General features: G+C 49.4%; 23 protein-coding genes. 15 read left to right on the top strand and 8 right to left on the bottom strand.

What is annotated here, in order from left to right; translation table 11 throughout:
- Positions 1 to 18 precede the first annotated feature (18 nt).
- Positions 19 to 1,170: a chromate efflux transporter gene (chrA, locus tag B3G15_RS11820; RefSeq protein WP_290721202.1), complete on the top strand. Its 1,152-nt coding sequence runs from the start codon at positions 19 to 21 to the stop codon at positions 1,168 to 1,170.
- A 57-nt stretch (positions 1,171 to 1,227) separates the two neighbouring features.
- Here the strand turns inward: chrA and B3G15_RS11815 are convergent, their stop codons facing one another.
- The 3 genes from B3G15_RS11815 to B3G15_RS11805 all read right to left on the bottom strand — a co-directional run bounded on the left by B3G15_RS11815 (position 1,228) and on the right by B3G15_RS11805 (position 3,361).
- Positions 1,228 to 1,644 carry a GNAT family N-acetyltransferase gene (locus tag B3G15_RS11815; protein WP_290721199.1) on the bottom strand — a complete coding sequence of 139 codons (417 nt, stop codon included), beginning with the start codon at positions 1,642 to 1,644 and terminating at the stop codon, positions 1,228 to 1,230.
- The gene (locus tag B3G15_RS11810) at positions 1,619 to 2,650 is read right to left on the bottom strand and encodes an LCP family protein (RefSeq protein ID WP_050678739.1); all 1,032 of its coding nucleotides are present in this window, start codon (positions 2,648 to 2,650) and stop codon (positions 1,619 to 1,621) included. The genes B3G15_RS11815 and B3G15_RS11810 overlap by 26 nt, the downstream gene beginning before the upstream one ends.
- 69 nt (positions 2,651 to 2,719) lie before the next feature.
- Complete coding sequence (locus B3G15_RS11805; RefSeq protein ID WP_290721195.1) at positions 2,720 to 3,361, bottom strand: YigZ family protein; 642 nt, start codon at positions 3,359 to 3,361, stop codon at positions 2,720 to 2,722.
- A gap of 99 nt (positions 3,362 to 3,460) precedes the next feature.
- Between B3G15_RS11805 and B3G15_RS11800 the strand changes: the two genes are divergently transcribed.
- The 14 genes from B3G15_RS11800 to B3G15_RS11735 all read left to right on the top strand — a co-directional run bounded on the left by B3G15_RS11800 (position 3,461) and on the right by B3G15_RS11735 (position 14,358).
- On the top strand, positions 3,461 to 4,633 hold the full coding sequence (locus B3G15_RS11800; protein ID WP_029342538.1) for a sensor histidine kinase: 1,173 nt from the start codon (positions 3,461 to 3,463) through the stop codon (positions 4,631 to 4,633).
- Positions 4,630 to 5,322 carry a response regulator gene (locus tag B3G15_RS11795; RefSeq protein WP_029342537.1) on the top strand — a complete coding sequence of 231 codons (693 nt, stop codon included), beginning with the start codon at positions 4,630 to 4,632 and terminating at the stop codon, positions 5,320 to 5,322. Before B3G15_RS11800 ends, B3G15_RS11795 begins: the two co-directional genes overlap by 4 nt.
- A gap of 134 nt (positions 5,323 to 5,456) precedes the next feature.
- Positions 5,457 to 6,305, top strand: coding sequence for a DegV family protein (locus B3G15_RS11790; RefSeq protein ID WP_047393177.1), 849 nt, complete (start codon positions 5,457 to 5,459; stop codon positions 6,303 to 6,305).
- A 229-nt stretch (positions 6,306 to 6,534) separates the two neighbouring features.
- Complete coding sequence (locus tag B3G15_RS11785) at positions 6,535 to 7,743, top strand: helicase-related protein (protein WP_290721189.1); 1,209 nt, start codon at positions 6,535 to 6,537, stop codon at positions 7,741 to 7,743.
- A 140-nt stretch (positions 7,744 to 7,883) separates the two neighbouring features.
- Positions 7,884 to 8,381 (top strand): ComF family protein, encoded by a 498-nt coding sequence (locus B3G15_RS11780; RefSeq protein ID WP_290721186.1) that lies wholly within the window; start codon positions 7,884 to 7,886, stop codon positions 8,379 to 8,381.
- A gap of 156 nt (positions 8,382 to 8,537) precedes the next feature.
- Positions 8,538 to 8,804 carry a hypothetical protein gene (locus B3G15_RS11775; RefSeq protein ID WP_290721184.1) on the top strand — a complete coding sequence of 89 codons (267 nt, stop codon included), beginning with the start codon at positions 8,538 to 8,540 and terminating at the stop codon, positions 8,802 to 8,804.
- 36 nt (positions 8,805 to 8,840) lie between these two features.
- A complete protein-coding gene (gene flgM / locus B3G15_RS11770; RefSeq protein WP_290721181.1) occupies positions 8,841 to 9,089 on the top strand; it encodes a flagellar biosynthesis anti-sigma factor FlgM in 249 nt (82 codons plus the stop codon).
- Between the two features lie 96 nt (positions 9,090 to 9,185).
- A complete protein-coding gene (locus tag B3G15_RS11765; RefSeq protein ID WP_050678734.1) occupies positions 9,186 to 9,593 on the top strand; it encodes a flagellar protein FlgN in 408 nt (135 codons plus the stop codon).
- Between the two features lie 12 nt (positions 9,594 to 9,605).
- Entirely contained in the window at positions 9,606 to 11,132 is a 1,527-nt protein-coding gene (flgK, locus tag B3G15_RS11760; protein ID WP_029342531.1) for a flagellar hook-associated protein FlgK, read from the top strand.
- A gap of 7 nt (positions 11,133 to 11,139) precedes the next feature.
- A complete protein-coding gene (gene flgL / locus B3G15_RS11755) occupies positions 11,140 to 12,078 on the top strand; it encodes a flagellar hook-associated protein FlgL (RefSeq protein WP_029342530.1) in 939 nt (312 codons plus the stop codon).
- A gap of 13 nt (positions 12,079 to 12,091) precedes the next feature.
- Positions 12,092 to 12,670, top strand: coding sequence for a DUF6470 family protein (locus B3G15_RS11750; RefSeq protein ID WP_290721174.1), 579 nt, complete (start codon positions 12,092 to 12,094; stop codon positions 12,668 to 12,670).
- Between the two features lie 4 nt (positions 12,671 to 12,674).
- The gene (gene fliW / locus B3G15_RS11745; RefSeq protein ID WP_029342528.1) at positions 12,675 to 13,115 is read left to right on the top strand and encodes a flagellar assembly protein FliW; all 441 of its coding nucleotides are present in this window, start codon (positions 12,675 to 12,677) and stop codon (positions 13,113 to 13,115) included.
- Entirely contained in the window at positions 13,115 to 13,339 is a 225-nt protein-coding gene (gene csrA / locus B3G15_RS11740; protein ID WP_029342527.1) for a carbon storage regulator CsrA, read from the top strand. The genes fliW and csrA overlap by 1 nt, the downstream gene beginning before the upstream one ends.
- 194 nt (positions 13,340 to 13,533) lie before the next feature.
- Entirely contained in the window at positions 13,534 to 14,358 is an 825-nt protein-coding gene (locus tag B3G15_RS11735) for a squalene/phytoene synthase family protein (RefSeq protein ID WP_029342526.1), read from the top strand.
- Between the two features lie 50 nt (positions 14,359 to 14,408).
- Here the strand turns inward: B3G15_RS11735 and B3G15_RS11730 are convergent, their stop codons facing one another.
- The 5 genes from B3G15_RS11730 to B3G15_RS11710 form a co-directional block, all read right to left on the bottom strand.
- A complete protein-coding gene (locus tag B3G15_RS11730) occupies positions 14,409 to 14,576 on the bottom strand; it encodes a hypothetical protein (RefSeq protein WP_290721168.1) in 168 nt (55 codons plus the stop codon).
- Positions 14,577 to 14,591: 15 nt separating this feature from the next.
- On the bottom strand, positions 14,592 to 15,488 hold the full coding sequence (locus B3G15_RS11725; RefSeq protein ID WP_290721165.1) for an alpha/beta hydrolase: 897 nt from the start codon (positions 15,486 to 15,488) through the stop codon (positions 14,592 to 14,594).
- 23 nt (positions 15,489 to 15,511) lie between these two features.
- Positions 15,512 to 16,393 carry a YitT family protein gene (locus B3G15_RS11720; protein WP_035410093.1) on the bottom strand — a complete coding sequence of 294 codons (882 nt, stop codon included), beginning with the start codon at positions 16,391 to 16,393 and terminating at the stop codon, positions 15,512 to 15,514.
- 86 nt (positions 16,394 to 16,479) lie between these two features.
- Positions 16,480 to 19,305 (bottom strand): sensor domain-containing protein, encoded by a 2,826-nt coding sequence (locus B3G15_RS11715; RefSeq protein WP_290721161.1) that lies wholly within the window; start codon positions 19,303 to 19,305, stop codon positions 16,480 to 16,482.
- A 197-nt stretch (positions 19,306 to 19,502) separates the two neighbouring features.
- Positions 19,503 to 20,654, bottom strand: coding sequence for a hypothetical protein (locus B3G15_RS11710; protein ID WP_290721159.1), 1,152 nt, complete (start codon positions 20,652 to 20,654; stop codon positions 19,503 to 19,505).
- Positions 20,655 to 20,735: the final 81 nt, after the last annotated feature.

The following is a 20,735-nucleotide window of genomic DNA, read 5'->3' as shown; positions in this document are numbered from 1 at the left end:
GAAGGATGGAGGTGAAACATGCATCGTTTAATTGAAATCTTTCTTGTATCGTTTAAGCTCGGATTGACATCATTCGGCGGTCCGGTCGCCCATCTCGGATATTTTTATGAGGAGTATGTCAAACGGAAAAAATGGATTGATGAGAAAGCCTATGCTGACTTAGTTGCACTCTGTCAATTCCTCCCGGGTCCCGCTTCGAGTCAGGTCGGAATGGGAATCGGTCTGATCCGTGGAGGCGTAGCAGGGGCGATCATTTCCTTCGTCGGCTTCACGTTGCCGTCGAGTATCGCTTTGATTCTATTCGCGATTCTTGCGACACAATTCGATGTTGCGGAAGCCGGATTCATTCATGGTTTGAAACTCGTCGCGGTCGCAATCGTTGCTGACGCTGTCCTTGGCATGGGAATGAAACTTGCGACAGGAGTCAAACGGATGACGTTGATGCTACTAGCGCTAGCAGGCGTACTCTTGATCGCACATCCATTGGCGCAAGTCGGTGTCTTGTTGCTCGCAGGTCTTCTTGCGTTCTTCTGGTTCAAAGAAGAGACGGAGACGGGTGGATCCTTGTCGATTCGCGTACCACGTTTACTTAGCATCACAGCACTCGTCTTATTCTTCGTCTTACTTGCCGTCACACCGTTTCTTGCTCAATCTGCGACAGGAACCGTCCAACTGACGAGTATCATTTACAGTGCTGGTGCCCTCGTTTTTGGTGGCGGACATGTCGTCTTGCCATTCCTTGAGCAGACACTCGTACCTGGGCTGATGAACACGGATACGTTCCTTGCTGGTTACGCTGCTGCACAAGCGGTACCGGGTCCACTCTTCACGTTTGCAACGTATCTTGGTACGATCGTCTCTGGTGTTTCTGGAGGAATTCTTGCGACGCTCGCGATCTTCCTACCAGGTTTTCTACTCGTCATCGGTGTTTTACCGTATTGGGATCGAATTCGGAAGAATCAAGCTGTCGGACGCATGTTGATTGGCGTCAATGCTGCCGTCGTCGGTATCTTGCTTGCCGCTCTTTATGATCCAATCTTTACGTCAAGCATCAAGAGTGGTCTTGATTTCTTGATTGCCTTCGGTTTGTTCTGTTTACTTCGTTTTTATAAACAGTCGCCGTTACGAATCGTGTTAATCGGAGCCGCTCTCGGATTCCTTTTCTTCTAAACAACAACAAAGAAGCAGTAGACTCGGTGTCTACTGCTTCTTTGTTGTTCCTAAAAGTCAGGTGCGCATCAAAAAGACAAGTTCGATCCCACTACGCCACTCGCGCTGGACTTCTGAAAAGCCGAAACGAGTATAGAGCGAAAGCGCTGGCAGATTACGTGCACCGGTCATGACATGTCTGGCCTGATGTCGCTTTATCACGTGATGCAGTAAGGACTGTGCAATTCCTTGACGGAAGTATGCCGGATCAACGACAAGTCGAGTGATCGTTCCATCAGCAATCGTGACAGCACCAACGATGTCGTCATCAATGACGTAAACGAAACCGATCGGCGCTTCAACATCGATCTCATCAATCGTTTCGCGTAATGGCGGGAAATCAGTCGCATTGAGTAATGCGGCTTCTATCTGATAAGCGCGACGTTGTACTTCCAGCAGTGCTGCATGATCAGTTGCTTGGAGTGAGCGAATCATCTGCAGCCTCCGACGTGATGCTGTCTGTCGTCTCATCGATTGGCAAATTGAGTTGTTCCTTCAATGTCTTCTTCGCGTCAGCCAATGAAGTTTGATCAAGCTGGTAGTAATAGACACCGTTAATTTTCGTGTCCGTTCCCTTAAGATCGATCCGGTTGATGGAACCGATTTTTTTGATGAACGGTTGCAGTTGGAACGCTTCCGTCAACGACATGTTCGTCCGGAAGTTGTCTCCAGTCGCATCCATCAGTGTGTTTAGTTTGGTGATTGAACCGAACGATGTCGACTGATCGATGATAGCTTCGACGATCTGTTGTTGACGTTTTGTCCGACCAATATCTCCTTCAGGATCTTGATAACGCATTCGGGCATAGGCGAGTGCTTCCTCTCCGTTCAACGTCTGTTGACCCGGTTCCAATTTAACGCCATTGCGCTTATCGGATGAGTCGAGTGTATCGATTGGTAACTTGACGTCGACATCGATGCCACCTAATGCGTCGACGATCGCGACGACACCATTGAAGTTGATCGATGCATAATAATCGATTGGAATATCGAGCAACGTCTCGACCGTTTCAATCGTTGAATCGATGCCCCCAAAGGCATAAGAGTGGTTGATTTTATCCTCGTAACCGACAGAAGGAATCTCGACGAGTGAATCACGGGGAATGCTGACCATATCAACGGTCTGATCGTCCTTGTTGAATGTTGCGACGATCATCGTATCAGCACGGGATGAGGTGTCACCAGGTCGTTCATCCGTTCCGACGAGCAGAACGGAAAAGTGATCTTTCGTCAAATCAATGGCTGCTTCTCGTTTCTCGGACTTGTCACCGCGCGCTAAATCGACGTTTGCATCGTTTGCGGTCTGGAACGTCTTATACGCGACGTAAGCGAAGGTCGCACCTCCACCGACGAGCACGACCAGAAAACTGATCACGAACACCTTGAACCACGAACGTTTTTTCTTTATCTTTTTTTTATTACTGCGGGTTCGCTCTTCCACCTTTATTAACTCCTAACTTTAACTGAATTTTTAAAAAACTTTAAAATTCTTTACAATCAGTATATCAGTTCAGGAAATAATGTCACGTTCGAGGTAACGAGTAGAGCCGCTTGACAAATTGGCTTGACCGTTCGTCATGTTCGTCATCCAGTCGAGAAAATTGGGAACATCGGCTGTCTTGACGAGGACGTCGATCTGGACTTGATCGAGGTAATGAATCTGATCAATCGGATGGACGCTTGCCCGTAGTTCGTTCTCGAGCTTTCCAAGCCATGTATAGTCGACGTTGACGGAAACAACGGTATGTTCGATCCGTTCGACGACACCGACTGCGTTCAGTGCTTCAGATACACTCGAACCATACGCGCGAATCAATCCACCACCACCGAGCTTGATGCCGCCGAAATACCGTGTCACGACGACGACTGTATCGCGCAAGTCACGCTTCTTCAATACTTCAAGCATCGGAACACCAGCCGTTCCACTTGGTTCACCGTCATCATTCGCTTTTTGGATCTCATTACGCTCACCGATGACGTAGGCAGAGCAGTTATGGTTCGCATCGTGATGTTTTTTTTTCAACTCGGAAATGAACGCCTGGGCTTGTTCTTCCGTCGTCGCGCGAGCTAAATAAGTGATGAATCGTGACTTTTGGATAATGATTTCGTGGAAACCGTTTTCTTTTACTGTATAATAATTAGATAATGTCATAATCAAAAATGTCCTCCTCGTTAACTAGTTCTTTCTAGCATAACGACGTTCCAAGAGAGAGACAACCGTAGACGACTGGCAAGGAATGGAGGGAGTACCATGACGAATGAGATGAGGGAGCGGCTATCCTTGAATGATATCGTACAGAACATCATCGGCGTCGTAGAAGAGAGTCGGGAAGAAATCGTCCGGATCACGGAAAGTTCTCGCGAACAATATGCCGAAATCCAGCAAGAACTGCGCGACCTGAAGATTCGGGTGCACGACTATATAAAAGAAGCAGAACGACTCGAACGCCATATCAAGGATGCGAAGGCGCGACTCGTCGTCGTCAGTAAGAACTTCGACAGCTACTCGGAACAGGATGTCCGGTCGGCCTATGAGACAGCGAACGCGTTGCAACTCGAATCGTTCATCAATCAACGAGACGAGATGAATTGCCGAAAGCGTCGCGATGAGCTCGAACGCCGACTGATTCAGCTCGATGAGACGATTGAACGGGCAGATCAATTGATTGGACGTGTCTCGGTCGTCCTCAACTTCTTGACGGACGATATGCAGATGATGAATGAAAAATATGAAAAGGCGATGCAAAAACAGGAGATGGGTCTAAAAGTCTTCCAGTCCGCCGAAAATGAACGCCGCCGCTTGTCGCGCGACATGCACGATGGTCCGGCGCAGACGCTTGCCCACGTCTTGATCCGGGCGGATTTGATTGAAAAGATTCACCAGCATAATGGGGCAGAGGCAGCTTTTGAAGAGATTCACCGTTTGCGGACGTTGATTCGGGATGGACTTGCCGATATCCGCCGTATCATATACGATTTACGTCCGATGACGCTTGACGATCTCGGATTCGTTCCAACGCTCGAGCGTTATCTTCGCCATATTCAAGAAATTTCGAATATTCCGGTTCACTTCAATTATCTAGGAGGCGGTGAACGGATCGATTCGACGTATGAAGTTGCCGTCTTCCGAATCGTCCAAGAAGCCGTCCAAAATGCAGTAAAGCATTCCAAAGCGAGTGACATTCGTATTATCATAGAACAATATCAACATTCCGTACGAATCCACGTGAAGGATAATGGCGTTGGATTTGATTTCGATTCCATCGTCGCATCGTGCGACGAGTCATTCGGACTCGTTGGTATGCGTGAACGGATCGAATTGATCGATGGTGAATTCGATATCGAGACGCAGCCCGGAAAAGGTACAGTCATCAAGGTCAAGATTCCAATCGAGGAATCCGAAGCGAGAGGGGAAACACTGTGAACAATGAGCAAGTGAAAGTAGTCATCGTCGACGATCATCAGTTATTCCGCGAAGGCGTTAAACGAATTCTTGATTTCGAAGAAGAGTTCGTCGTCGTAGCGGAAGGGGAAAGCGGAGCAGAAGTCATCTCGCTCGTCGAAACCCATCAACCGGATATCGTCTTAATGGATATCAACATGCCGCAAGTCAACGGTGTTGAAGCAACAAAACGTCTGATGGAAGTCTATCCGGACGTACGTGTCATCATCTTATCGATTCATGATGATGAGACATATGTCATGCACGCCTTAGGTGCAGGTGCAGTCGGTTACCTCTTAAAGGAAATGGCGACGGATGAACTCGTCAATGCGATTCGTTCCGTGTACCGCGAAGGCGGATACGTCCACCCGAAAGTCACACCGAACTTATTGCAGGAATATCGTCGTTTGATGAAGATGAAACAAACGATGGCGTCACAACCTGTTGAAAAACGAGTCGCGGAAGCACCACTCCACGTCTTGACGCGTCGCGAATGTGAAGTCTTGCAATTGTTAGCGGACGGTTTCTCGAACCGTGCGATCAGTGATACGTTATACATCAGTGAGAAGACGGTCAAGAACCACGTTTCATCGATCCTCCGGAAGATGAATGTGCCGGACCGGACCGGTGCTGTCGTCGAATCAATCCGTCGTGGATGGGTCGTCGTTTAATATCTCGAAAGACAGGAGCTCCCGCTTCCGTCTTTCTTTTTTTATCCAATAAAAAATGCTACACTTAAAAGCGATTGTGGCGTGTCACATTTGGCAGCGTCACGACGGAACTATAAAAGCGAGGAAATTCACGGATGAGCCAGATTGTGATCTTAACGGATAGCACAGCCTATCTGCCAACTACCTATTGTGAAGAACATCAAGTGCACGTCGCACCACTTAGTGTCATCTTCGACGGTGACGCCTACCGGGAAGGGTTCGATATCTCGGTAGCGGAATTTTATGAACGCATCCAGACGGGCAGTCTCCCGACGACCTCACAACCAAACATCGGTGATCTCGTGTCGTCGTTCGAGCAGTTGCCAGAAGGAACGGATATCATTGGTATTACACTATCAAGTGGGATCAGCGGAACGTACCAAGCGTTACATACGATCAACATGATGGTGGATCATGTCAACGTCCATCCAGTCGATTCACGTATTTCCTGTATGCCGCAAGCGTTTCTCGTCCAAGAAGCCGTTCGTTTGCGAGATGCAGGAGCGACGGCAGAGACGATCGTCCAGCGTCTTGAGACATTGAAGGAACAGATTCGAGCTTATTTCGTCGTCGACGATCTCGAACACCTCCAGCGTGGAGGACGTTTGAGTGTCGCGCAAGCATTCGTCGGCTCGTTCCTGAAAATCAAGCCGGTCCTTCATTTCGTTGATGGAAAAATCGTTCCGTTTGAAAAGATTCGAACGTTTAAGCGGGCAGTCAATCGGATTGAGGAAATGATGAAGGAAGATATTCGCGGTGACGGTACCGGTTATGTCATCGGTGTCATCCATGCCGAGGATTCTGCGAAAGCAGAAGCAGAGATTGCTGAACTGAAGGCACTTTTCCCGCAGGCACGCATCGAGATGAGTGTTTTTGGACCCGTCATCGGTACACACCTCGGACCAGGGGCAATCGGTGTCACATGGTATCACGCAGCAGAATAAGATAAGAGCGGAAGCAGTAGGGATTCTCTTCATGAGGATACCTGCTGCTTTTGTTTTGTCAAAATCCTCAAAAATCATGGATGACTATATGGAAACGCCTGTTGAAACCGTAACGTATGACGTTACCTCGAATTCTGCGAGTCAAAAGCTCAAGTTGAGTAGTGGAACGCTCACAAGGAGATGACGGACGTCCGCGAGAAAGAGACGAAACAGAAAAGGAGAGATGACGATGGATCTTCGAGGACGACTCGTGCCTGTTGAATGGATCGACACACCACAAGTGACATACCGATTCAGACCAGCCGTGACATGGCGTTGCCAACGATGTGGCGCGCTTCCAGTGCGAGGGGACTGTACATGTGGTAAAGCCTGTTATTATTGTCGGAAATGTCTTGCTTACGGCAAACTGAGAAGCTGTGGACGACTCGTGACGGATCAGCGGGCACTTGATCCGGTGACACCGGCACAACATGGACCATTGACGTTGACGCCGGCGCAACTACGCGTTGCTCAAGCAATCCAACGAACGGTTCTAACTAACAAACGGCTTCTCGTTCATGCCGTGTGTGGTGCCGGGAAGACACCGATGCTTTTCCCGGGGATCGCAGACGCTCTCGCTAGCGGACGCCGTGTGCTTGTCGCGGCACCACGGGCAGACGTCGTCCGGGAATTGACGGGACATTTGAAGCGGGCATTCGCCAACGCTTCCATCGTCTCCTTGTATGGTGGTTCATCGGATCGTCTTGAACTGGGGGACATCACGGTCAGTACGACACATCAATTGATTCATTACCGGGATTGTTTCGACGTCGTCTTTTTGGATGAGGTCGATGCGTTTCCGTACCGGCTCGACCGGACGTTACATCGATACGTCAAGCGCGCGATGACGAAAGATGCCGCGCTGATTTTATTAAGTGCAACCCCTTCGTTTTGGCATCGACGGTTTCCGACGATTCGGCTGATGCGACGCTATCATGGCTATCCGTTACCGGTCCCAAAGCTTGTCGTACCGTATAGCGAACAAATCGTGTTCGATTGGTTGGCGCGTCATAGCGCTGTACCACGGCTCGTCTTCGTCTCACGAATCGCGGAGCTCGAGCGATGGCAAAACCGATTCGCGACAGCAGGCTATGACGTCGAGACCGTCCATGCCGCAGACTCGGAACGAGTCGAGAAGGTACAGCGTTTTCGACAGTCGACAGGAATCTTACTGACGACAACGATTCTTGAGCGGGGTGTGACGATCGAAAACGTTCAAGTCGCGATTCTTGATGCTGATCAAGGGTTCAGTACGGCAGCTCTGATTCAAATCAGCGGACGAGTCGGACGATCGTCGGCATACCCGGATGGTGACATTTTATTTTGCGCCAATGACCGGAGTGATGCGATGTACGAAACGATCCATCACATCAAGAAAGCAAATGCTGTGCAACCATGAATCGATGTCTATTCTGTCAAGAGGTCTATCTACCTAGTTGGGAACTCGGAAATCTCTGGACTAGGCAAGTGACCTGTCCGACCTGTAAAATAAAGTTTGTAAAAAGAGGGGAATGCGTCGATTGTGGAAAGCCGGGTCAAGTGCGCTGTTCAGACTGTGCAGAATGGCGAAGACAAGGGTTGACGCTCCAAACAGCACCTCTTTATTTATACAATGATGCAGCGAAGAATTTCATGCATCGCTTCAAGTTTCTCGGTGATACTGCGTTGCTTGAGATGTTTACCGATGACTTGAAGAAGGTAAAAATCAAGCAAGCAATTCTTGTGCCGATTCCGTTGAGTGCGGAACGTCTCTCAGACCGCCGTTTCAATCAAGCGGAGCTGATTGCACGTCGGATGCGCGGAAAGATCGTTCCGTGCTTAAGTCGTCTGGATGGTCCAGAACAAAGTAAGGCAGGACGACAAGCGCGACTTGCGCGTAGCAATCCGTTTTGCGTAACCAATGACGTCAAGGGGAAGAACATCGTACTTGTCGATGATGTCTATACGACAGGTGCGACGCTTCGCCAAGCGATGTTTCGACTCAAGGAAGCGGGAGCGAAAGAAATTTCTGCTGTAACTTTATTTCGAAGTGTTTAAGAAAGTAACATTCCTGCCGATACTCTATGTGAGGTGAAGGAAATGGATGTCATCAATTGTAAATCTTGCGGGAAGTTAGTCGTGCGTCAATCTTCAGAACTGTGTATTGATTGCATACGAAAGGATCATACGGATTTTGAGAAGGTACGCGAATTTTTGCGAGAACGACGAAAAATCCGGACTTCACCTAAAGATGTCGAGATCGGAACGGGCGTTAGTCGAGATACCGTCTTCCGTTACATCAAGGAAGGGCGCTTATTGATCTCTGAGATTTCCCAAATGGAAATCATGTGTGAGAGTTGCGGGAAGCCCTCCCGTGAAGGCACGATTTGTGCCGCATGTCGTGATCGTTTACGACACGACCTCGCCCAGGCGATGCTTGACTCTTCTGACTCTTCGAAACCAAGGACGTATCGGACTTGAACTAAGAATCTTGTAGTCTAGAAAGCAGGTGTTCACATGCGAATTGATTCTACGAAATGGGTGAACATGCCCAAAACGTACGAAAGAACTCAATCAGTAGAAGGAACAAAAAACCAACGTACGAATCGTCCTGACGAAGTCAGTATCTCGACGGAAGCGCGTGCGCGTTTCAATGAGACACAGTCGTCACGGACTGAAAAGATTGAATCCCTCAAACAGGCGATCCAGGATGGAACCTATAAACCGGATGCGAATAAAATCGCAGAACGTTTCTTGAACCTGTAAGCGGGACATCGTAGACAATGGAGGCGACTCGGGGCACGGATGCGCGGGTCGTTTTTTATATGAATGGAACCTTTTCAATTCGGAAGGAGAAACCGAATGCAACTCATCAATCAGCTTAACGAAGCGCATGCTCATTTACTTGCGCTCGCAGAAGAAAAGAAGCAAGTCTTGATTGCAAATGACATGCGTCGTTTGTCTGAAATCGTTAAAGAAGAACCCGTACATATCAAACGGATCGAAGGACTAGAACAAGAGCGGCTCGCACTGATGGGGAGCGTGACGATGACGGAATGGATCGCGACGCATCCGGAAGATGTCGACTCACTCCGAACGTTGTTGCAGACGATCGGTCAACTGCGGCAGCTCAACACACTAAACGCGGAGTTGCTGGAGCAATCCCTATATTATTTGGATTGGCATCTCCAACTCTTGATTCCAGAAGCGGACGACTTCACATACGGACAGTCCGCACTGAACCAGACACACTTCAATCGAAACGCGTAAGGAGGAATACGGATGGGATCGACTTTCATGGGGCTTGAGACAGGACGTCGGGCATTAACGACGAACCAGTGGGCTCTGCAATCGACTGGAAATAACATTGCGAACGCCGGAACGGAAGGATTCTCTCGTCAGCGTCTCGTCATGGGAACGACGGAACAACTTTCGATTTCACTTGGATCTGGACGAAATGGACAAGTCGGAACTGGGGTCCGCGGAGAAATGCTCGAGCGAATTCGAGACGTCATGCTCGATAAACAGTACCGGGATGAAGTGACGAAGGTCTCTTATTACGGTACGAAACAAGCGGCATTCGGGCGGATGGAAGATATCATCAACGAACCGTCTGACACCGGTCTTGCAAAAGCATTCGATGGATTCTGGGAATCACTCCAGACCTTGTCGACGAATCCGCAAGATTCAGGTGCACGCAGTGTCGTCCGACAAAAGGCGGAGACTCTCACGCAGACCTTCAATTACATGGCAAAAGCGATCAATCAAGTCAAAACAGACTTAAAAAGTGAAATTGAGGTCTCGACGAAAAAAGTCAACGACCTCTTACAAAAAATCCATAACATCAATACGGAAATCCACGTTGTCGAGCCGCTTGGTGCTTTACCAAACGCACTCTACGATGAGCGAGATCGTTACTTCGATGAGCTTGCTCAATATGTCGATTTCGAAAAAGTGACAGTAGATGCTCAGGCGATCGAAACAGGACAAATGGGGAATGCGTTGCGTAATGCGGAAGGGCGCATTGACGTCAACATCAAGTTTCCGAACGGGGACAAGCTGCTTGCTGTCGACTCCGATTTACCGAAAGCGGGCACACTGACGTTCACGACGAACGAACAGGGACTGTACACCGGCTTTAAGTCTGAGACACAAACCTATACGTTTGATCAGCTTGGTGGCTTCTCAACAGGACGTTTATCAGGACTAATCGAGATGTACGGGCAAGAGCGAGACGGAAAAGCCGTCGGGGAATACGTCAAGATGGAAAGTCAACTCAATGAGATGGCAAAGACATTCGCGAATGCTTTTAACGCTGCGCATGCGACGAACTTGAAGAAAGATGGTACAGCGGGATCAAACGCTTTCTTCGCATCAACAAGCGGTGACATCACGGCAGCAACGATCTCCGTCGGTTCGGACATCAAGGCGAGTCTTGATAACATCGCGACGTCGACGGACGGCAACATCGGGGATAGTCAAGGGGCATTGAAACTGGCGAAGATGAAGACAGCGAGCATCGAATTCACGGAGTCGAAAACGACGACGACGATCGGCTCGTTCTATCAAAACGTCATCGGCGATATGGCGGTCTCGACCGATCAGGTCGGACGCCTTGGTAAGAGTGCTGCTGTCTTGATGGAAAGTGCGGATCAGCGCCGCATGTCGATGTCTGCCGTCTCGATCGATGAAGAGATGACGATGATGATTCAGTATCAACACGCTTATAATGCAGCAGCACGAAATATTACGACCGTCGATGAGATGCTTGATAAAATCATCAACGGTATGGGACTCGTAGGACGGTGATGAATAGATGAGAGTAACACAAACGATGTTGACGAAAACGAATATCGGGCACTTATCCTCAAGCTATCAGCGCTTGAGCACGCTTCAGGAACAATTGATCAGTGGGAAGAAGATTCAACGTCCGTCTGAGGATCCAGTCGTTGCGATGCAAGGCGTGCGTTACCGGACGGAAGTACGAGAAGTCGAACAGTTCAAGAAAAATGCCAGCGAAGCAACGGGCTGGATGGACTTGACGGATTCTGCCCTTAATGAAGTCACATCAGCGATGAGTCGGATTCGTGAGTTGACGACACAAGCGGCGACAGATACGTATGATGCAACACAACGTAAAGCGATCCAAAGCGAAGTCGGTCAATTGATTGAACACATCGGAACGCTCGCGAATACGAAATACAATGAAAAAGGCATCTTCAACGGAACGAAGACGGATACGGCATTCGTCTCGATGGACGGATTGCGTGATTACTTAGCGAGTACAACTGGTCCTGTTGACGGTGTCTTCACGGATGGGGATCCGACAGGTAAGGAGACGGAATCCATCAATTATGAAGTTTCTTCTGGTATCGAAGTCCAAGTTAACATTTCACCACTCAGCGTCTTTGGACCGGAAACGTTCCAAACGTTGAAAAAAGTCTATGATGCACTCGGTACGAACGCTGATAACAACGGGGCTACCTTATCCGGGATGTTGAAAGATATCGATGAGATGGTCAATGGAACGGTCGAGACACGTGCAGATCTCGGAGCACGGGTCAACCGGATGGATTTGAACACATCACGGCTCGAGGACCAAGAAATCATCGCGAAGACGGTCATGTCGGATAACGAAGACATCGAGGCAGAAAAAGTCATCATGGAGCTGAAGTCATACGAGACGTTACACCGCGCAGCACTCAGCGCCGGGGCACGAATCATTCAGCCGACATTACTCGATTTCCTACGATAAGGGGTGAAGGCAGATGAATCTTCCGCATCTTGAAATGCGTCAGACGGCAGCACGAATCGGGATGAACATCACGCGTCCGCAAATCGAGCAGAAGCAGACACCTGCCTCTCTGTCGATCGAACAACCACGTGGGGAACTATCGATTGAAACCGTCGCAGCGCGTCTTGAGATCGATTCGACGCAAGCCTGGATCGAGATGGGGCGTGTTCCTGCGCTCGAATCCGTTCGGCAGTATGCTACTTATGGACGACAAAAAGGGCAAGAAGCTGTCGCGAAACGAGCCTCTGAAGGCGATCAACTGATGCGGATCGAGCAGGGCGGGGGAACTGTCGCGCGGATTGCGAAAGCCAATGATACACCGCCTGCTGAAGTAACGGCCCTCGGATTCATTCCGCGGAGCCTTGATCGAGTCAAGACGACCTATACACCGGCTGAGGTGCGACTAAGTTATACCGCGAATCGTCCGAAAATCGATGTTGAAACGCATCGACCGGAACTGACTGTGAAAGAAGGTCAGGTCGACATTTATCTACAAGAACAAAATCAACTGAATATGTGGCCGGTTGGCGGCATATTCGATGGGGAAGGATAACGACATGCAGATCGAAACGGATTTTTTTGGAACCATTACGATTGACGAGACGGAAATCATCACCTTCGCGTCCGAATTACCAGGTTTTCCGGAAGCAAAACGCTTCATCTTGCTTCCGTTCGGAGAAGGGGTCCCGTTCTGGTCGTTTCAATCGATTGATCAGCCGGAGTGTGCCTTCGTCGTGACGAACCCGTTCTGGATTGATCCGGAATATGTCTTCGAGTTACCGGAGGCAGCAAAAGAGCAACTCGGAATCGAGGATACGGCGCAAGTCGCTGTCTATACGACGGTCACATTACGGGATCCGTTCACGACGTCAACGACGAACTTACGAGCACCTTTCGTCATGGAGACGAAACAACGACTCGCAAAACAAATCATCCTAGACGATACATACACGAATCGTCATCTGATCGGTAGTCTAACGGAAGTAGGTGGTCGCTGATGCTCGTACTCAAACGAAAGACGGGAGAAGCGATTCAAATCGGTGACGACATCGAACTGACGATTCTTGCAATCGAGGGTGATCAAATCAAGATTGGTATCAAGGCGCCACGACAAGTTGATATCCACCGGAAGGAAGTCTACTTATCGATCCAAGAAGAGAACACGGAAGCGTCCCGTAGTACTGGATTGATTGGACAACTCTTGAAACAACAGGAAAAATGATTCCATTTGAATGTCATCGGAACGTATCTTTTTAATGAACGATGCGCTTCGAACGAGGACGAAAAGACTCCCTTTGCCCGAATGTGCTGCAAAGGGAGTCTTTCTTATCATGAAACAAATGCTGAAACGCGTTGAATCGTGTATAGTAATGAAGAGAAAAGAAACCTTTTGAGCCAAAGAGGGAGTTGTCAGGAATGAATGAGACGAAGCAGCTGAAAAAAGACGCGAACCGTGTATTAAAAGCGACGAGTCGCACCTTCTATATCCCGATTAGTCGACTATCGCAAGACTTACAGGAAGCGGTCGGTGCTGCTTATCTATGCATGCGTGCCATCGATGAAATCGAAGACCATGAGGACTTGGCGACGGACGTCAAGACGATGTTGCTTCGCGAGACAGCGTTATTGATGCGGGGGACGTTCTCCGCTACGACCTATCTTGAGTTGATTGCGCCCTATACGGCGCATCTACCGGAAGTGACACTCCGTCTACCGGAGTGGATCGCCTATTGTCCGGCCGCAATTCGTCCGAAGGTCCTCGATTCGACGGCGGAGATGGCAGAAGGGATGGCGGTTTGGGCAGAGCGTGACTGGACGGTCGAGACGGAAGCGGATCTTGACGAGTACACGTATTATGTCGCTGGACTCGTCGGTGTCATGTTATCCGACATCTGGTACTGGAAGGCTGGTATCGTCACTGATAAACAGCAAGCGATCGGATTTGGTCGTGGTTTACAAGCCGTCAACATCCTGCGTAACCAACAGGAGGATGCGGAGCGTGGTGTCGGTTACTTCCCACCTGGTTGGACGACGGATACGATGTTTGCTTATGCGCGCGAGAATCTCGCAGAAGCCGATGCTTACCTTGCGTCCATTCCGAAGGAGACGACGATTTATGAATTCTGTCACATTCCACTTGCACTCGCACATGGAACGCTGGATGCCCTTGCAAAAGGGAAAGAAAAACTCAGTCGTCCGGAAGTCTTGAAGATTGTCGGCGCTGCCGTACTAAAACGATAAGCACAAACAACAGCCGCTCGTTTCCGTCAAGGAAGCGGGCGGCTGTTCGTTTAACGTAATAAGTAAAGGACTAGTCCGATTAGGGCAGAGCCGGTCCAAATCAAGGCAATCGTTCGTCCGTACGGTAAACGATAGCCGGCACGGCGGGATACGAGCAGTCCGATCGTCATGACTGTCAGAGCGACGAAAAAGGTCAGGAACAACGATAACTGTTGCATGTCAATCTCCTTTCATCAGTGCAGATCTGACAAGTACGTCATGACTTTCTCTTCATACGCCTTCCGGTCATGCGCGTATGACTGGACGTGTCCGCCGTTTTCCGTCACGTAGAGTTCGGAGCGCGGTGCAGCTTTTTGGATCTTCATGCTTTCCGTGACGGGAATCGCATCATCATCCTTCCCGTGAATCAACAGAATCGGGTACTCGATGCGCCGGACCGCTTCGACCGGTTTGACTCGTTCTGGATTAAGACCTGTCAACGGTGGCGTGATTTCAAGGATGATCGGTGTGAACGGGAAGTTCGGTAACCCGCTCCAGACGGGCAGGTTCGTTGCGAGATAATTCTCGAGATCGCTGAACGGGCTGTCGGCGATAACACCGACGACATCCGCTTTCGGTGCCGTTACGAGTGATGTCGCTGCGCCCATCGAGATACCATAGAGGACGACCGGTTTTGAAGAACGTGACTTCGCGTAACGAACAGCTGTCAGTAGATCATCTTGTTCCTTGGCACCAACCGTAACGCGTTTCCCGTCCGATTCACCCGATCCTCGGAAATCGAACGTCAAGACGTTGTATCCGGCATCGTGAAACTTCTTAAATAGCGAGAAGACAGGAACATCATCTTGTTCCCGGTTCTTGCCATAGCCGTGAGCGAAAACGATCGTCAACTTCGCATCTTCGCTTGGCATCCACCAGCCAGACAAACGTGTCCGGTCTTTATAAGAACGGAAGGTGACATCTTCATAGTCAAGTCCTTCTGCTTTTTTGGGTGTCGTCGTCAAGGCTTCGCGTTCCGGTTGCGTCAACGATGATCCGACATAACCGGAAATCCCGATGACAACGATGACAGCGAGCGTCACGATGACGATCACGCCGCCGATGATTTTCTTACGATGTTTTTTCCACACCCGCGTTCCTTCCCTTCGTTCGGTTAATGGATATCTTTTTTCTTGAAGCGACCGCCATGGACATCATGGATGTTGCCGATCGCAATAAAAGCTTGTTCATCGAAGTCACGAACGATATCCTTCAGTTTAGATTCTTCGAGCCGGCTGATGACACAAAAAATGACTTTTTTGCCGTCACCGGTAAAGGCACCTTCTCCGTTTAAGTACGTCATGCTGCGTCCAAGTCGGTCCATGATCGCAAGACCGATCTCTTCGTAATTCTCTGAAATGATCCAGACACTCTTCGATTGATCGAGTCCGTCGATGACGACGTCAATCGTCTTGAAGGCGACGAAATAGGTGATCAATGAGTACATCGCTCGGTCCCAACCGAAAACAAATCCAGCGGCACCGAGAATGAAGACGTTGAAGAACATGACGATCTCACCGACTGAAAACGGTGTCGAGCGGCTGAAAGAGACAGCAAGAATCTCAGTTCCGTCGAGTGATCCACTCGAACGGATGACGATCCCGACGCCGATTCCGAGAATTAAGCCACCGAAAACGGTCGCGAGCAGATCAACACTCGTCAATGGACCGATGTGTTCGAGGAGTTTCGTTGCGATTGCCATGACGAAGATTGCATATAACGTCGATAGGGCGAACGTCTTTCCGATTTGTTTGTAGCCAAAAAAGATGAACGGAATGTTCAAGAAGAACAGCCATAAGGCGAGCGTTGTATCGGTCACTTTTGAGCCAATGATTGAGATTCCGACAATCCCGCCATCGATGATGTTATTTGGAACAAGGAATCCTTTCAGTCCAAGTGCGAAGATGATGGCACCGATCGTCAGCATCAGTAATCGTCGAAAAAGCTGACCTTTCGTAGAGCGGCGATGATGTTTCGTAGGTAGTGGTGACTGCATGCCATTCCTCCCTTCTATAGTAAAACGCTTTAGGATTACTATAACAAAAAAGCACGAAGACGTGTGTGAACGTCTTCGTGGAGAGGTCAAGGGCGATAACGTAACGACTGGAAGAAACGCATGATCTGTTCTGCTTCGATCGGATTCGTATATTCACCGATGTATTGATGATGTTGTTGTCCGGTGATCGCCACCGTACAGGAGACGAGTTGAACTCCTTCACTCAAGCGAATCTCAAACGTTGCGTCCGACAACGGTAACAATGTCTTCGACGAAAAATAGAGTGCCCGCGTACTCGTTTGATGCGCTTCAATGTCTGAGAAGGGCAGTTCGAACGACTGGGCATGATGTGTCAGCATGCGAACTTTCCCAGAGACGGAAAAACGGGGAATGGTATCGCTCGACAAGGAACAGGCTTCGATTGGATACAAAATCTCCCGCAGGAGGAACGATACCATGACATCCGCTGGAACCGGGCGACTGAATAGATAGCCTTGGATACTCGGACAATTGAGCGTCCGAAACGTATCGAGCTGACGGAGCGTCTCGATGCCCTCTGCGACGACGGTCAGATTGAACTCACCTGCCATATAGAGAATGCTTTTGACGATCGCTTGGGCTTTGGCGTCATCCGTGATATGGGTCGCGAACTGCCGATCGATCTTGATGACGTCGATTGGATACCGTTGCAGGTAAACCATTGAAGAATAGCCTTTCCCGAAGTCGTCGAGTGCGATCCGAACACCGATCCGGCTGACGTATTCGAGCGTCCGACTCGTCATCGGATCATCCATGATTAAAGCCGCTTCCGTGATCTCAAGCTCGAGTAACTCAGGCGCAAGATCGTACGTCGACAGCATCCGCTCGATATGGTGTTCGAAGCCGGGGATCAAGAATCGTTTCGGTGAGACGTTGACGGAAATCGGAACGAGCTCTGCGCCTGTTGCTTTCCAGTGCTGCATCGAACGACACGCCGTCTCGACGACCCAGTCCCCGATCGCGACATGTAAGGCACTCTCTTCGGCAAGCGGAATGAAGTCGTTCGGTGGAATCCGTCCCCATTCCGGGTGTTGCCAGCGAATCAACGCTTCTAAACCGACAATCTTTCCCGTCCAGCTGTCGACTTTCGGTTGATATTCGAGGAACAGTTGATCACGTTCGATCGCGTAATGTAAGTCCTGCTCGAGCCGGTAGCGCCGGTAATAATCGATATCGAGATTCGATGCGTAGTGGTGTATCGTACTGTGATTTTCACGACGCGATCGTCGTAAGGCGGTATAGGAATGCTTTAACAATTCGACGGCGTCCGTACTGTCTTCCGGATACCGGCTGACCCCGACCGAGATTCGCGCGAACAAAGCATATGGTTCGATCGAGATCGGTGTTTCCGATAAGTCGAGTAGTGCCTCAGCACATGTCGTCACGTCTTGTTTATAGCTCGTCGGTACGAGCAAGGCGTACTCATCGCCGCCAAGGTGCCCAAGAAACGTCTCGTCCGGTTTTGTTTGTTGTAATAAAGCTGCCGTTCCTTGTAGCCACTGATCACCGGAACCGTGTCCAAAGGCGTTGTTAATCTCAGCGATCCGGTTGAAGGAGACGGTGAGGACGAAGAACGATTGATTCTTCTCTTGCCACGCGTCAATCGTTTCGATGAGTGCTTGCCGGTTCGGCAGATGTGTCACGGCGTCACGCAAAGCAAGCTGCCGTAATTGTTCCTCATAGGCTTTTTGAAGCGTGATGTCATGCATGATGCTATTCGTGTAAGCAATCGTGCCATCGAGTTGGAAGACCGGAATCTGTTGGTCCTCGATCCATTTGACGCGACCATCCGGGAAGTGAAGACGATACTGGATCGTGCCAGCCTGACCGTCGACCAACCGTCTAATGAACTGTTTCATCGCTGCATGATCGCGCGCGTCTAGTCGTTCGTACAACCACTCGCGACTAAGGATTAAATTCTCTGGCAATTCTTCGAAGATATGGAGGAATCCTTGCGAATGAAACAGGATCCGACCCGAGAATAAGTCAATTTGTGAAATCGCGGCGTTGACGGCTTCATAGATTTCACGTGCCTGCGCCCGTTCCGTGACGAGTTGCCGGCGTGCCTCGTCGACTTCCGATAAGTCATAGAGAACGATCGACAGGTGGTCCGGATGATGGGGACGGTGAAAAGCTTTCAAGCGTAACAGCTGATACGTTCCGTCAGCGGTCAGAAAAGAGACTTCCATTTCAAATCGTCCTTTTTCACCAGCAATCAGCCGTTCCATCTCGAACCGGAGCGGATCGAAGTCGCGAGGATGAATCCGACTGAATAATTGTGCTTGATCTAGCGTCGTTGCATCGGTTTCCGACAACCCTAAAAAATGGAGGAGTGCGGGGGAGAACTCGATCATTTGTGTGTGGATATCAAAGTGGAAGATGACGAGTTCAGGAATCTGTTCCGTCAGTTCAAGTTGAGAGCGAATGGACGAGACATCTTCTTCGAGTTGTTTCTCACGTGTGATATCACGTGCGATCCCGTAAACGCCGATGACGTGTTCGTCTTGTTCGATCGGCATGTTCGTAATTTTTAACGTAACCCGGTGTTGATCGGCATGGAGTCCTTGTGCCGTATAATGAACGGTCTCACCATGTAACGCACGATTGAAAAAGGATGTCACCGCTTCGACTTGATCAGGTGGATTGAAGACGGCAAAGTGCTCATAGAGCGTCTCAGCGGAATAGCCGAGCATGTCTGGCAATTGTTCGTTGAAATAGATGATCGTGCCAGAGGCATCAAATAAAAAGATTGCATCTGTCTGTTGCTGAAAGAAGGCTTCCGCCGTTTCCGGACGGGACACTTCCAGTCCACCGATATAGAGTGGGGCTGTGTCGGATTGACGAATCCGATTCATCGCTTCATGAAAAGCCATCCACGTCACCTCCTTACGATACTAAGGTTCTCTCTACTAGTATCGGGTGTAGGAAATGGAAATTGCAACATTCGTTCAAGGAATAGACTTATTTTTCAAAAAAGTGAACCAGTATATGAAATTCATGATTAAAAGACAATTGTCCTAACGTGAACAAAAAAAGCCGAAGCTCTGATGAAAGAGCCTCGGTTTAATCTTTAAATCGCTAAATCGACGGATGTAGCACTCGCATTCGGATCTGCATCCGGTCCTTGATCCGGTGCGCCCGGCATGTCACCATCCGGACCAGGTCCGTGTCCGCGACCATGACCATCGCGCTCTGGTTCTTTTTTCAAATCAGCGTAGCTTGAAACCGCATCCGCTCGTGACTGGATGTGTTCCTTTATCTGCTTCGCTTGTTTTTTTGTTAGCTTGCCATCTTTGACTTGTTGATCAATCGCAGCAGTTTGTGCTGTCAGGACGGCTTTCTCGAAATCGGCATAAGCGATCTTGTTCGCTTCCGCGAATTCAGGTAATGATTGCTCTGCAGCTTCGAATTTCGCTTTATCGAGTCCAAGTGCTTTTAAAATTGCGGATGTTGAATCACCGAAGACACCACCCGGTCCATGGTCACCACGCTTATCGTGTTCGCCGCGATCCGGAAGATCGTCGTAGCTCTTCGCGTCCTTATATTCTTCGGTCAGACGAGACTTGATTTCCGTTGCTTGTTTTTTCGTCATTTTCCCGTCTTTGACGAGTTGATTGAGTTCGCTCGTCTGCGCCGCAAGCAATGCTTTTTTATAGTCGGCGAACTTGATAGACTGTGCCTTCGCATAAGCAGCAAGCGATTGATTCGCTGCGTCGAACTTCGACTGGCTCAGTCCGAGTGCCTTCAGGACGTCAGCGATCAATGATTCATTGAAGAAACCTGGTCCACCGTGGCGACCCATCGGCATCTTGTCTTTGAATTCAGCGTAACTCTTGACGCCACTGAACCGTTCCGTTTGACGCTTCAACATGTCGTCTGCTTGCGTTTGCGTTAAGTCGCCTGATTTAACGAGACTAGCGAGCTGTTCCTTCGCTGCTGCGAGTTCCGCTTTTTTGTAATCAGCGAACGAGATGCCTTTTGCTTTTGCAAGATCGGCGATCGATTGTCCTTTCTCCCGGGCAGCATCTGCCTCAGCTTGTGTCAGGTTCAATTTTTTCAAGAGTAGCGTCATGTCGTGTTTTTTCATACCTTCGAAGTGGTGCCCGGGTTTCGCTTGTTTTGTCGTGCTCGAGTCGTCGTTCGTCGCAGCGTATGCTGATGCGCCTCCGACCGTTAATGCGCTAATTGTCAATGCAGTGATCCATTGTTTTTTGAATGTCATGGGATGATCACTCCTTTCACCTTTTATGGTAGAGGGTCACGAAAGAGAAGTTGTGAGGAAGTTGCAAAGAAACTGCGAAGA

The organism is Exiguobacterium sp. UBA1053, from assembly GCF_002316465.1.
GTDB classification, from domain to species: domain Bacteria; phylum Bacillota; class Bacilli; order Exiguobacteriales; family Exiguobacteriaceae; genus Exiguobacterium_A; species Exiguobacterium_A abrahamii.
Note: the sequence above shows the minus strand (reverse complement) of the source record. Positions and strands in the feature narration are given on the sequence as shown.